The organism is Pseudomonas sp. S2_F03 (assembly GCF_054668335.1).
On the sequence record NZ_CP162759.1, the window covers coordinates 720,920 to 734,030 of the forward strand.

11 protein-coding genes and 2 pseudogenes are annotated in these 13,111 nt (G+C 51.4%); 3 read left to right on the forward strand and 10 right to left on the reverse strand.

From position 1 onward, the window contains the following. Positions 1–2: 2 nt before the first annotated feature. From AB4N76_RS03375 to AB4N76_RS03385, 3 genes and pseudogenes are all read right to left on the reverse strand, one after another. Positions 3–1,754 (reverse strand): annotated as a pseudogene (locus tag AB4N76_RS03375) (fimbria/pilus outer membrane usher protein); the annotation flags it as partial. Positions 1,755–1,832: 78 nt separating this feature from the next. After that, a pseudogene (locus AB4N76_RS03380) lies at positions 1,833–2,365 on the reverse strand (fimbrial protein). A gap of 431 nt (positions 2,366–2,796) precedes the next feature. Further along, positions 2,797–3,246 (reverse strand): hypothetical protein, encoded by a 450-nt coding sequence (locus tag AB4N76_RS03385; RefSeq protein ID WP_460164118.1) that lies wholly within the window; start codon positions 3,244–3,246, stop codon positions 2,797–2,799. A 765-nt stretch (positions 3,247–4,011) separates the two neighbouring features. Here AB4N76_RS03385 and AB4N76_RS03390 point away from each other — a divergent pair. Further along, positions 4,012–4,380: a hypothetical protein gene (locus tag AB4N76_RS03390; RefSeq protein ID WP_210689187.1), complete on the forward strand. Its 369-nt coding sequence runs from the start codon at positions 4,012–4,014 to the stop codon at positions 4,378–4,380. A 58-nt stretch (positions 4,381–4,438) separates the two neighbouring features. Here the strand turns inward: AB4N76_RS03390 and AB4N76_RS03395 are convergent, their stop codons facing one another. The 7 genes from AB4N76_RS03395 to AB4N76_RS03425 all read right to left on the reverse strand — a co-directional run bounded on the left by AB4N76_RS03395 (position 4,439) and on the right by AB4N76_RS03425 (position 10,715). Further along, the gene (locus AB4N76_RS03395) at positions 4,439–4,690 is read right to left on the reverse strand and encodes a hypothetical protein (RefSeq protein ID WP_460164119.1); all 252 of its coding nucleotides are present in this window, start codon (positions 4,688–4,690) and stop codon (positions 4,439–4,441) included. Between the two features lie 16 nt (positions 4,691–4,706). Beyond that, positions 4,707–5,453, reverse strand: coding sequence for a fimbrial protein (locus AB4N76_RS03400; RefSeq protein WP_460164120.1), 747 nt, complete (start codon positions 5,451–5,453; stop codon positions 4,707–4,709). Between the two features lie 11 nt (positions 5,454–5,464). Next, entirely contained in the window at positions 5,465–6,238 is a 774-nt protein-coding gene (locus AB4N76_RS03405) for a fimbrial biogenesis chaperone (RefSeq protein WP_460164121.1), read from the reverse strand. Between the two features lie 138 nt (positions 6,239–6,376). Beyond that, positions 6,377–6,802: a FimD/PapC C-terminal domain-containing protein gene (locus AB4N76_RS03410; protein ID WP_460164122.1), complete on the reverse strand. Its 426-nt coding sequence runs from the start codon at positions 6,800–6,802 to the stop codon at positions 6,377–6,379. Positions 6,803–6,815: 13 nt separating this feature from the next. After that, positions 6,816–8,897, reverse strand: a complete 2,082-nt coding sequence (locus tag AB4N76_RS03415; RefSeq protein ID WP_460164123.1) for a fimbria/pilus outer membrane usher protein — start codon at positions 8,895–8,897, stop codon at positions 6,816–6,818. A gap of 467 nt (positions 8,898–9,364) precedes the next feature. Continuing rightward, entirely contained in the window at positions 9,365–10,102 is a 738-nt protein-coding gene (locus AB4N76_RS03420) for a fimbria/pilus periplasmic chaperone (protein ID WP_460164124.1), read from the reverse strand. A 67-nt stretch (positions 10,103–10,169) separates the two neighbouring features. After that, on the reverse strand, positions 10,170–10,715 hold the full coding sequence (locus AB4N76_RS03425) for a fimbrial protein (RefSeq protein ID WP_460164125.1): 546 nt from the start codon (positions 10,713–10,715) through the stop codon (positions 10,170–10,172). Between the two features lie 607 nt (positions 10,716–11,322). Between AB4N76_RS03425 and AB4N76_RS03430 the strand changes: the two genes are divergently transcribed. Continuing rightward, positions 11,323–11,691 (forward strand): hypothetical protein, encoded by a 369-nt coding sequence (locus AB4N76_RS03430; RefSeq protein ID WP_460164126.1) that lies wholly within the window; start codon positions 11,323–11,325, stop codon positions 11,689–11,691. A gap of 368 nt (positions 11,692–12,059) precedes the next feature. Then, the gene (locus AB4N76_RS03435; RefSeq protein ID WP_460164127.1) at positions 12,060–12,713 is read left to right on the forward strand and encodes a polymorphic toxin type 44 domain-containing protein; all 654 of its coding nucleotides are present in this window, start codon (positions 12,060–12,062) and stop codon (positions 12,711–12,713) included. Positions 12,714–13,111 lie beyond the last annotated feature (398 nt).

Sequence of the window (13,111 nt, forward strand, 5' to 3'; positions counted from 1 at the left end):
AAGCCGGCATTGACCGAAGTTTCTCCGGAGCCGGAGCGGTGAACACTGGTAGACATCATCGAGTTGCCCCCCAACGGAATGCTCACCCCGAGATAAATCTGGGAGTCGTCATCTTGTGAGTTATGCGTCTGATAGACAGACAAGTTGACGTTGATGTTTTTTACGTTACCCACCGAGAAACTGCGCGCTAGGGAAAGGCCGAAACGATCGGACGACTGCGCATCCCAGTAGGTGGAGTGATCGTAAGAAAAGCTCGTTGATAGCCAAGAAAAGCGCTTGGCCAGTGTTACCGAATAACGCTGTTTACCCGAGTTGATCGAGGAGTAATCAGGGTCACTGATGAACTGGGAGAAACTGGTAAAAGTTTTATCGGAAAATCGGTAACCGAAGAAACGCAGATCCGTTTCAATCGCATCGAAACGTTTGGAATAGTTGATTCGGTAGGAGTTACCCACCACCGTCTCGCCGTTGCGGCGCAAACTCGCCCGAGAGGTAGTGATGTCTGCCGACACTGCACCAAACCTGCCCAAGTCCTTGCCGGCACCGAACGCGTTTGACATGTAGTCGCTGGCAGCGATCAATCCACCGTAAACGGTCCAATCCAGGGGCAAACCGTAAGCAACTTCAGAGGCAATAAAATTTGGCTCACTCCCGCCCGTCAACCGAGGCTGGCCTGCGGTAACTTTGTAACGCAGCTCTCCTTCACGCGAAAGAAAAGGCACTGCCGCTGTGGTGACGGTGAATTTCTGCTCAGTGCCGTCCTCCTCTCGCACTATCACGTCCAGTTCGCCCTGTACGCCACTGTTCAGATCCTGAACGCTGAACGCGCCTGGGGTCACGGTTGTCGAGTACAGCACCCGGCCTTGCTGAGACACTGTAACTGTCGCGTTCGTACGTGCTAATCCGCTGATCAGGGGCGCATAACCACGCAAATTGGGCGGCAACATGCGATCGTCGCTGCTCAGTGTGGCGCCACGCAGAGCGAACGTATCGAATATATCTGAACTCAGATAATCCTCGCCGACCGACAATTTCGAGCGTAGGGCGGGCAATGCGCGATAGGCGTAAAGTCGATTCAGTTGAAACGCATCGTTGTTGATGCTTTCTTCCTGGCTACCATTGGCTTGCTGCGCTTGATAATCAGCCCGGACACGCCAGGCATCAATGTTCAAACCGGCAGTGCCGTAACTTCGCAGCGATTTAGAATCCCCCGAAGCGTTATTGGCCAGTGATTGGCGATGGTTTGCGATCACGCGGTAGTCGAGCAGCGCGCCGTTCAGCCCTTCGCTCCAGGCAGCCGGCGGCAAGTAATTAGGATCGTCGTACTCTAATGAAGCCTGAGGGAGACTGATTGAGAGTCGTCCCAGATTTTTCAGATATTTGATGGAGGCATTGTCGATCGCGCGAAGATCCAGACAATCGCCGCCCGCTAAACGCGGCATACTCTTCAGCAGATCGGGCTTCAGACCAAACATCTGGACCAGTTCAAGAGGCAAACACGCGTAACTGTCAGAGGCGTCATTCTCACTCTTGAATTCGATTGAACGCGTACCGAAATACCGTTGATTGACAACAATATCCAGCAAGTAATTTCCAGGCACCGTGTATTGAGCACGCGCAAACTGACCAAGACTGACGTCATCGTTATTATAAATATTTAGAAATTCCGAATTAAACTCCGTCGCCAATGAATAAGGCGCACAGGAGACTAATACGCAGGACGTAAGAAGTTTGCGGCAGCCCACGAGAGTCACCCTTTTTTATCAGCACTGTGACAGACAGAAAAAGGGGGGGGGCGCCCCCTTTTTTTTACAACACTAGATAAGGGTGTATCAGTTGTACGCTACGGTGAAGTTTGCAACGCTATCTGCTTCACCGGTGGTCACGGTCGCAGCAGTAGCCTCATACATGGCCGCGAACGATACGACGTTGTTGCCGTTTTGCAGAACTACAGGTGAAACTTGCTCTTTGCCGTTTTCAAGCATCTCACCAGCACTGGCCTGGAGACGGATACCAACGTTTTCGGCCAGGCCAGTGGTCGCGAACAACGCAGGTACAGCTGGGTCCTGCACGCCGCTAAAGGTGAAACGGGCGTTTTCTGAGTCGAAGTATCGCAATCGGTCAGAGTGATGTCGAACTTGACTGGGGTCGAACGATCACCAATCGCCTTGAAGCTGTTCGAAGGTACTTGGCCAAGGGAAACAGTCTGGTCCATGGAGTTGGCGTCAATGCCACACGCACCCGAAACAATTTCACCGATAAAACGCACTGTTCCCGGGTTACCGGAAGCCGGCGTAGCGGCGTTGGCGAAGGAAATAAAGCCCATTGCTACAGTTACGGCAGTAACAGCAAAAATTTTTTTCATCTCATCTATCCCTTTCTATAGTTATTGGCTCCGCCCAGAGAGCGACTTCCAAATTCTTCCCTATCGACAACTTAATGTTTGCCCCCACTCAAACAGCCGCAGCCCCCCTTTTCCAATACTTCCGGCGAACGCCATTAGCATTGTTTTTTGTGCTCAGCCAACTAACGAGAGAAAGCTCGATATTGATGATTAAGGTTGTCCAACATCTCTGTGGCATTTGGATTATGAGTGTGTCCATTTTTTACAACTGTAGGACCCCTCCCATCGACCTGTAGGAAACTTCCTATGAAAAGCCATAAAAAATCATGTTCGAGAGCTTTTTGGTGAAGCAAATGACCTTCGCCGACGCGTGCGATAACGTGAAACCAGGGTAACTTTTAATCAGTTAACCAAAACCAGCCTTGCACGTACTTCTGACGACAGCGAGTCGATTAATACCAACTGCAAGTCTTTTGCTCCGAGTTCTGGGCAACAGGATCACCGAGATCTGTAGATCCCTCTTCCGGCAGCTTGTACATAGCACCTGTAAGCGGGTCAACAACAAGCATGCCAATTACCCCCCCAATCAGCAGATTGCCCCAATACCAACCACTTAGACTTGAATCCAGTGTCACGACTTTGTCTGCATAGCCAGACTTCTTGAACTTCAGGTCGTAAGTCTGCCCTTTGAAATAGCCTCTACCCGACTTTAGGGTAACCGTGCTCGGAGTACTTCCTGTTTGAACAATATCCCCATCCTTGTTGACGACTTCAAAGGATGCATCCGGCGGAGTACTGGTAACCCTGACATCATATTTGGTGTCGCCAACGACGCTTGCGCAGCCTGTCATCAAACCAGCAGCCACAACAAGGGCCGCACCTAGAGTTGTACGAGTAAACATAAGCATATTCTTGAATTTAAATTTTCATTGATAAATTGCATTGCACTGAACGAAATGGCGGCAAACCAAACTTTCAGCCTGTAATAAACGTGGCCCGACCCACCAAGAGTGACTCGGTCGCCAACGAATCGAAGCTCCAGCCTGATGACTGGTTTGAAGCCCAGTGCCAAGGGGGGCGTGCGCGAGTGGTTCCGCATGCATTCGCTAGAGTTCGTTTTTCGAGCGATCCGGAAACATTCAGCAAAAAAATTCAGTCCCCCCTTGAGAAAACACAAACCTCGCCGACACTGAGTTCAAGGGATGAGCCTTAACAGTTGAGGTGCAGGATGAATAGAAAGCACTTGTTTACAGCGAGCCTTCTTATCGCATGGAGCGCAGGCAGTTTCGCGTCAACAGTGGCTACGAAGGGCGTAGTTACTTTCCAGGGAGGCATCATCAATGCCCCATGCGTTGCCTTTGGTGTCGTCGGCGGGATCCTGCTCAGCGAGTGTCCCGATATAACGACTGGCAAGAGCGCTCCTGGCATGAAGCCTGTGCTGATAGTGAGCTCAGTTGATCATTCGGCACGGCAGGGAACGCTGATCGCCACCAATAGAGAAAGTAACAAAACTGACACCCTGCATTATGTTATTTCAGAGTCGAAATGGACCTTGGTTAGCCAGGGAAGGTACCTGATCGTTTTGGAATTCCCTTAATCCGCAAACGTCCTGCTACCGGACAAATACTCATATTTTCACAATGCTCAAGCATTAAAAAGAGGCGCGTATGTTTAATTTCATGCCTGCACAAGTAGCCATTCACGCAACGTTTGCTGGTCTCGTGTTATTAGCCACCCCGTTGGCTCATGCCGATGGCCTTTACATCACTGGGCATATCCTACCTGGCAGCTGCGCCACTGAGCAGCATGCCAACCCTGCTTCGTTCAACCTCAACGCCTGCCCGGAGCAGGCAAGCCGCGCGAGAATCGAAGTAATCCCTGTCAGCTCTAAAGCGTCTTCCACGACTCAGTTGCAGTTGTTGGAAACTACCACAGACAGCAATACTCACAATTTCACTCGCACCTACCAGATCATCGAACCGACTGTAGACCTATCCAGCGACCGCACCTACTTGGTGTCCGTTATTTACCCCTAAGGTTGCCTCGCCGCTCTTCGAGCATTGAACATTCAACGCACAAGAGCGGCGGCCCGGCTTAAGGCGTGCTGACTGTTACGACAACAGAAGCGGAATAGTCGCCTGCCTGAATGGGTTTACCTGGTAGTAACGCTGGAAAAAATTTCGCTCTAAAGCTGGTTCCATTATTTATATACGGCACATTAATTGTGTTCTCGCCCCCAAGCAAAATAGGCGCTCCATTTTCGTCCTGAATACCAATCCCTATACTAGGCAGGGTAGTTTGAACAAAACGCGGCGTGGCGCGAATGCCGTCAAAATAATAGCTCAATACGGAGGTAAATCCTTCAGGGATACCCGTACAGGTGACCGACAAATCCAGGCTTTTTGGAGTAAAACCAACAGGCGGTGCCCCCCTCTCGCAAACTTCCAGAAGTTACGGAATCCAAGCCCAATGACAATTGGCTACCGGCATTAAACGTACAATTAGCAGCCGCCTGAACATCAAGATCCATATAAACCACCGAAAGCGGATCGCCACTGAGTTTTGGATGCGAATTCCAGGCACCATAGAGCGTGGCCACCAAACCACTGAAACGAACATTCCCCAGCACCCCTTTGGTCGTAACTAAACCAACGACACCGCTACCCCCTGTAGAAAAAGGTACATCATTTATACCTTCCATGCAGCTATAACTTCCGATATTAGAAAGCGGAGTAAATGGAACAGGAGCATCACCTCTACCATAGACCTTAATACGTACAGCAGCCTTAACTTCAGGACTAAAGATCAGATACTCACCTTCTACCGGAAGGGGGGTGGTCGCCGCAAAGTAATATGGGCCTGTTCCAGCCTTGGCGCTCTCAGGCGAACAATAACATTGTCCCGTGTACTGCGAGGACCCCGTATTATATTCAACAACTTCTTTAGACCCACTACCAATTTGAACGGTAGTTGATAAATTAACATTGTGAACCTTATCACTCCAGCAGGAACGGTCATCCGCGGCCTGAGCTAAAATAGATGTAAAAACTGTCATCACACCCACTGATGTGAGGGCCAGGAGATGAAAAAAACTGGATTTTAGATTCATAAAAAACCCTACTACTTTAATTTGAATTTTTGCTGACGAAATATTCCAAAATCATCTATCCACCGACAATCAACCTCACTCCCCTCCATGGGCTTAGAATTTAACCCCGACATTTCGAAGTCCATAACACCAAACGGAGGGATAACCTTAACTTCAGGGCCGGTGTACTCTTTTTCTCCAACCCTCAAAATTGCCTGAGGCACTGTAATATTATAAGGGGATGAATTTGTTGCGCGGACAACCAACTTTTTATCGACTTTTACCGCACTCCACATCAACCCATTAACGGCGGTTTCCAGCGTGCCTTCCAATTTATCGGGACGGTACAAGACCTTGACCCTATTACGATACGCAACCTTTACTCGTGCCGGTTCGACACCCACAGTCTTCCCGGCCTCTTTGGAAACACCTAAAACGTTGAGCCAAAATAATGACTCTCTGTCTGCTGGAAGGGAGGGCCCAACAAAGAGCAAAGACATGCTCTTTTCAGTCCCACCTTTCATTACAAACATAGGGGGTGTTATTAAAAACGGAGCCTTGACGCTACTGGGGGAGGCCGTCACATCACCTGTGTCAATCCAGGCCTGCACCAGCGTATCTTCCACGCCGCCGTTTTTCAGTTCTATCGTCAGGCTTTTTCCGATGCCGGGTATATAAACCTGGACTTTGAAAAATTTATGACGGCCTGAGCCTGCTCGGGCAGAACTAACAGTACTGCTAAAAGCGCTAACACAACTCGCGCGGTGCCTAGCCTTATCATAACGAGACTCTCCATCCAGGCTCACTGAGCAGATCAGGCAGTAACCTCTAACTTTTTGGTTCAGCCTACACTTCTGATCTACGCCTGGTTCTGCTCTTGCCATCTAATAAGTTGATGCCACACACGTTAATCAGAATAGTCAATATTCTGAGTTCAGTGCTGGTTAGCGCGCAGCCACTGCACTTGCGCCGCCTTTACATTGTGCCGGTACCTGCTCATACGGGCCACTGCCATCCCCTTGAGGGAGGTTGAACAGCAGAAGGCAGCTTTGGTCGGCATCGCCGCCCCAAACCACGCGCAATTCGGACTGCTCGCCGCGCAGGAACACCAGGCCACCCTGACCCACCATGGCCACCGATTCGCCCTGGGCGTTAACTACGTCAGCACCGAAAGGGATTTCCTGGTCGGCGGAGGACTGAATTTGCAGCAACACCGGCTTACCGATAACCGTCTCGTATTTGACTTTAACAATCGCACCCCGACGCGGAGTCACCGTCTCCGACGTGCTTTGCAGCTCCACATTCTCCGACAAACCCTTAGGGTCGAGGTTTACCGCATTGTTACGGTAGGGGCTGAGTCCGGCACTCATAGCGTACCCACCACTATTGACCCTGCCACTGCCCCCCATTACCGACTTTGACACCCGCAGCGCCGTCAGCCTCGATCAGCGCCATGGTTTCACCCTGGGCTGGACTGAACACAACACCATCGGCGTGAGCCAGAGCGGTACCACGGGCAGTTGCCGAGTACTGTTTATAACCTTCACCAACACTCGCGCTCCCCCCAACTGCTGCCACGGGAGTTTCGTACTGCGCGCTGCCGCCATAACCCTGCGCACTTCCGCTGTCGTTCGAACTCGTGGTGGCGTAAACGCCATAGCTAAGCCGGCGGTCCGCACCGGCCATGCCGTTAAGGTCGGTACGAGCGCTGTAGTCGCCACGGCTGTTCGACCTGACGCTGTTGTTCAAGCGGGGGCTGCCATAACCGGAACCCAAAGGCAGGCTCACGGACAGCATGTACTGGTCGTTATAACCTTCATCCATCTGGGTGCGGCTCGCCGTAACACCGACACTTCCCCAGTTGAAAGTCTTGCTGTAACCCAGCTGGTAGGTGGCATCGTCCTTGCGCTCATCCCAATAACTGCTTGCAAGCCCACTCACATACAAATCGCCATAGCCACCCAGCGGCTGGCTCAGGTTGAGCTGGACGCGGTTGCGCTCGCGATAGACCTGGTTGCTATTGTTCTGCAATGCAACAAAATCCGCGAAATCCAGGTAGTCCTCACTGGAGAAGCGATACGCAGCCACAGCGAAGTTTGTATCGGTGGTTTCCAGCAACTTGCTATAGCTGACCCGGTAACTTTGCCCGGTGGCTCGCTCGCCCAGCTCGCTACGCTTACGCTGATTGGAACTCATGTTTCCGCCAACATTGGCACCGCCACCGGGCAAATTGGTTGCACGGGACAGCGTTGTATCAACTGCGAATCCGCCATACGGAGTGCTAATAGCTACACCACCCAACACGGCCGAATAATCCTGAGACAGGATACCCCCGCCATATAGGCTGAGGTCGTTGCTCACCCCCCGACGATAGGTACCCTGAATGAATTGCGGCTGCTCACTGAGATTTTCGTCTCGATAGCGACCGGCAGTGACACTCATGCGCGAGGAGCCAGGGCGCAACATCTGCACCACAGAAGAAAATGGCACGGTGAAGCGCTTTTCGCTGCCATCGGCTTCCGTCACAGTGACGTCCAGATCGCCGGAATAACTGGTGGCGTAGAGATCGTCGATAGCGAAAGGACCTGGCGCCACGGTCGTTTCATAAATCAGGCTACTTCCCTGGCGAATGGTCACCTTGGCGTTAGTGTCGGCGGTGCCGCGAACGACTGGAGCGAATCCACGTTCGGCATCTGGCAACATGCTGTCGTCGCTGGCAATCTGCACCCCTGTGAACGGGAAGCTATCGAAACTACCACTTGGTGTAAAATACTCGCCCACAGTCAGCTGTGACTTCATTGAAGTAACGTCAGTCTGCGCATAACTGTTCATAGCCTGGTACTTCGAGCCATAGTCAGTATTGCGATAGTTACCATTATGACGCAGTCGCCATTCACCTATGTTGACACCCGAGTTGAGGCCAACATGGTACTCAGTGCTACTGCTGCCCTGATCAGATTGCGTACGATAGGCGTTACCGTTATAGCTGACGAAACCGGCATTGATGCCGCTGTCCCAGTCCTCTGGCGCGACATAATTGCGCAACACTTTCCCCGCGTAGGCCTGAGGAATGCTCAGGCGCCCACTCAGCGAACCAATGTCCATTTCAAAAGCAGCCTGAGGAATAAGTTCGCCCGGCTCAACACAGTCGCTAGCCAGGAGCTTCTGCACTTTTTCCTGGTCTGGCAATTTGCTTGCGTCGACGCCCCACTGTTTCACGTGGGACGCTTTAAAGCAGTACTTCAGAGCATTGTCTTTACCGCCATCCTTGACGACTACGCTTTGACTGACTGAATCACTGGAGTTAATGTAGATTTGAAGCTTATAAGTGCCTGGTTCCACACTACCCGCACGCTCGAAGCGCGACAGATCAACCTTCTGCCCCAAAACGTCCAGGATCTCGCTATCAAACTGGACCGAATCATCCTGAGCCGCACCCATTGCATCGGTAGTAGTAGCCGACATCAAACCGGCCGCCAGCCACAATGCAATGCTTAAAGGGTGAGCAGCAAATTGAGCTCTAGATGTATTAGCGCAGGATACGTGCAACGGCATAATGTCAACCAGTTCCTTACAGCCAGCTTAGACTGCACTTCATCAATACGAATTAACTTCCACTAGCCGATTACAAATAACTGCTTTTACGCTATAAATTTCGCAGAAGAAGCAAAAGGCGGTCACTTCAAATCACTAGTATCTAAAGACAAAATCCATCGAAAAAAGCCAAAGGGCACACTGGAAAGTTTGAATAAAGACTGCCGACCTTGGCGGATTTAATTTCCCACATCGAAAATTAAACATTCGGCTTTTAACTACGCACACAACAACAAATAACTGATGTCCTGCCGACTAACTTTGACCTGGCCGGCAATAGCGTAACTTGCGAGATGATTTATTTCAATAAAACAACATCACTTACAACTCTTACCACCTCAACGACTCAGCGGGGTGGTCTGATCCACGCCTGCACCATAGTCATTGACCCACTTGTAGCTGACCTCATTCGGCATTGAGGACAAACCCTTCAATTTAAAATCATAAGATTGCATCGGTAATACCGCGGCACCTTCTATGTTGCTAATTGTCTTACCGCCAACAGTTACGGAAACTTGACCGACGCTCACGGCATAAGCCGCGGAGTTTGTAGCTCGCAGGGTATAACTGCCCCCCGTTGACACTGCCGACCAGCGCAAACCACGCGCTGCCTCAATCGGATTTCCCGGCAACCCTGATGGTCGATAAAACAGTTTTACCGCAGAGCGAAAAGCTACCTTTACCCGATTGAACCCCTCTCCCTTTTGGTCACGTGGCGGGATCTCCAGCACATTGAACCAAAACACGGACTCACGATCTTGAGGCAATTCTTTAGCCCCCACCTGTGTGACCCTGATTGATTGCCCGCTTCCGGACTCAATACGCACCATAGGCGGCGTCAACACGAACGGCACACTCTCCTTATTCGGACGGACACCTTCAGCACTCTTTTCCAGCCACACCTGCGCAAGAATGGGTGTCTGACCTTCATTACGCAGAGCAACAATCACCTCACTTTCATTAGCCGGATAAATAACACGGGTACCGGAAATGATCACCGAGGCCGAGGAAACTACCGGCAGAGTAGCCAGCGTCGCCCCCAAACCGAGCACGCAATTTCTTACCCAAAACTTCATAATCCACCCTATTCGCAGCAACTAAATAGAATGGCTACCGAACAAGTTCGGTAGCCAGCACCATCAATTACTGATAGCGAACGGTGTAGACCAGCGCAGTATCTACATCACCCGCACCAGCAGCAGCGCCTTGGGCAACGTATTGAGCCGAGTAGCTGAGCGAACCATTACCCGATGCATCCAGAGCTACCGGAACGTTGTTGGTGTTGGTGTTGAGGTCAATGACCTCACCATCAGCATTGAGAACCTGAACTTGAACGTTTTCAGCAGCAGTGCCGGCAACAGCGCGGTTCAGCAGGTTGCCAGTGGCAGGGTCAACGTTCGAGCTTTCGAAGTAGGCGCTTACGCTACCAGTGGCTGGGCAGCCGCTCAGAGCGAATTGGAAGCCGGTAGCACCAGCAGTAGCGCCAGCAGTATTCAGTTGCGTTTTGAAAACAGTTGGCAGAACCAGGGAGTTACCCGAAGCGTTACCAGTGGCCTCGATGTTGCAGATAGCATCTTCTACTTTGCCGGTAATTAGGATAGCGCTGCTGGCAGCGAAAGCACTAACTGCACCGAACAGAGTTACACCAGCAACGGAGGCAGCCAAAGATACTTTTACGAACTTTTTCATTTTAATCTCTCAAGTTAATGTAGAAAGCAAGACGGTGGCAACATTTATACAACCACCGTTTAATCCGATAGTAAGCGGATGTATTTAGAGTCCATCATCGAATGACATTCCCTATGTCAATCAGTCCGAACCGAATTAAATAACACCGCAGGAGAATCACCCAACTACCTGAGCAGCTATCCGTGATCTGGAGTAACTATAAGTAATCGAATTACCTTTCTCTGTAGGAAACGGACTACACAGGTGTAGGAGCCTTCCCATGCGCCCAGATCAATAAAATGATTGCACGCTGGATTGGTGCTGACCCAGCTCGTTACATGCGGTTGATTTTGGTAAAGCGCTAGGGCGAAGGGGTGGCACTAATCACCGTCAAGGGGCTTCGCACCGCTGGCGTTCTTCACCTTGAGCTTCGCCCGTCGAACATTATTCAGGAAAGAGTGCTTTCGGAATCGTCCTACATACGCTCGAGAATCATCGCTCCTAGGGTACAGCTTGCTAATCGCCTCCCCTCACGCATTGTTATCGGTCGGAACGTCACCGGACATGGCGCGCTCGCCGAGGGGATAAGAGGAACTAGCCCAAAGCCCCATGGATCAGGATCATTAAAATGAGTGCATCATTGCCCCCGCTATATACCAACGAAGTTTCCCCTGAGTTTCTCCGCGCCCTGGACAAGCCCTCCTTCTCAGAGCAGCAGCTTGCCGGCTTCAACGAGCAAGCCTTGGCGGTTGTTAATCAACAGCAGGCTTACGCTGCGGCTCATCCCCCAATCGCTATTTTTCGAGTGGCCACCAAGGGTAGCCAAGCCCGTAACGGAGGAGTGATTCAACACGCGACAGCGCCGCTGGAGTTCACGCTGGCAAACGGTCAGCAGGTACGCGCCGCGCAGAAAGGCGATTACGTTGTGTACGCCGATGGCACCAGGGTCCAGATCGCAACAGCCTCGGGGAAGGCAATTGCCATGTTGCGCTGGTAGGCAGCTATCTCGGTAACGGTGACGTGATTATCAATACCCCCAAAGCGCCTGCTTGTTCATCGCTCGTGAAGGCGTGCCGATGGCTGAGGATTTTCTGCCCGATATTTTGGGCTGACAGCAGCAATCGGCAGCCGGGTACATCCTGGACTCGGCTGATAAAATGGAGAGGAAAAATCAATGAGTGAAGGTTATTTCATTGGCTGGGCGACAAAGCCACCTGCGGCGGAAAGGTTTGGGAGGGTGATAGCAGAATCAACATATTTGGTGTTCTGCATTCTTGCGCGGCCGATAGGGTTTCTTGTGGGGTAGACGGCAAGATCTATCAGATCATCGGAGGCATTTCGCACATGGAGAGCCATGGCAGGCTCATGGCTGGCACGCTGGATAGCTTCAGCGGTTGCCCCTGTAGAGCCCGTCTGATTCCTTCGGTGTTCACAGCCACCTACAGTAACAAGAGCACCCCACCGCAAGCAGCCAGGCGAGCCGCTGAACCAACCCCTTTAACGGAAAGCAGTAGTTCAGCAGCGAAAAATTCCAAACTTGTTGATTCGAAGCCAACAGGTAACAACCCTGACTCGTCAAGCAACCCGACAGTGAGTCTCAACGCGTGCAATCATCCCGACCAAATGGAAGACCTGGCCAGTTACATCGCTAAAGAAATGAATCACAACATCCACGACCCGGCTGTATTGGAAATGAGAAGACTCATTGGCTATGACGTCGCAGAAGAAATCCGTGAGTATATGGAGCTGCCTTGGTATGCCAGGTTAGCGGGACCACCGAACTTCAACAGCATCGCAATGGCGAAGAAAGTTGCAGCGGCGGCGATCTGGACTAAAAAAGTGGGTCAAGGTCAGGATTGGGACCACAAGCCGAAGCTTCGCAAGCTGTTCCCCGGCGTACAGCACAAGCAAGGCCGGTACGACTATTACTACGACATTTGGTCAAACATCCATTACGGGTATGTCGGAATCATAGGGGGGGTTTTCAGAAAGCCTGTTACTGGATGGCGCCGGGGCTGAGCAGATTGTCTCAGATTCCATAAGGAAGGCCGATGAGATGTGGTCTATACCGAACTACCCGGTCCTCACCCTACAGCCAGTCCTTGGACTGAGTTTCGATCCTGGAACGACGTTGCCGACAGAGTATCGATCAGCAATGGTGTAAAGCTTGCCAATCAATATCCATAGGGTGGAATAACAACGCAGATGGTCATGGGTGAAGTTCTTGCAGTCGCTCCGGAAAATTGGGGAGAAGGAATCAGTGTCCACGTATGTAAGTAAAGCCCGAACACGACGCATGCGATGGTTATGGTTTCTGTTGTTGCCACTGCTGGCATTTGTCTTCTGGCGGAGTGCCCTACCTACTGCGACTGTCCACTATCCGAAAGACGGTCGAGAAGAATTGCGCTACGTCTGGA

Bases quoted from the DNA above. Each gene is read 5' to 3' on its own strand.
- AB4N76_RS03385 (WP_460164118.1), bottom strand. From the start codon at position 3,246: ATGTTTACTCGTACAACTCTAGGTGCGGCCCTTGTTGTGGCTGCTGGT.
- AB4N76_RS03390 (WP_210689187.1), top strand. From the start codon at position 4,012: ATGTTTAATTTCATGCCTGCACAAGTAGCCATTCACGCAACGTTTGCT.
- AB4N76_RS03400 (WP_460164120.1), bottom strand. From the start codon at position 5,453: ATGAATCTAAAATCCAGTTTTTTTCATCTCCTGGCCCTCACATCAGTG.
- AB4N76_RS03410 (WP_460164122.1), bottom strand. From the start codon at position 6,802: ATGAGTGCCGGACTCAGCCCCTACCGTAACAATGCGGTAAACCTCGAC.
- AB4N76_RS03415 (WP_460164123.1), bottom strand. From the start codon at position 8,897: ATGTCGGCTACTACTACCGATGCAATGGGTGCGGCTCAGGATGATTCG.
- AB4N76_RS03420 (WP_460164124.1), bottom strand. From the start codon at position 10,102: ATGAAGTTTTGGGTAAGAAATTGCGTGCTCGGTTTGGGGGCGACGCTG.
- AB4N76_RS03425 (WP_460164125.1), bottom strand. From the start codon at position 10,715: ATGAAAAAGTTCGTAAAAGTATCTTTGGCTGCCTCCGTTGCTGGTGTA.
- AB4N76_RS03430 (WP_460164126.1), top strand. From the start codon at position 11,323: ATGAGTGCATCATTGCCCCCGCTATATACCAACGAAGTTTCCCCTGAG.
- AB4N76_RS03435 (WP_460164127.1), top strand. From the start codon at position 12,060: ATGGCTGGCACGCTGGATAGCTTCAGCGGTTGCCCCTGTAGAGCCCGT.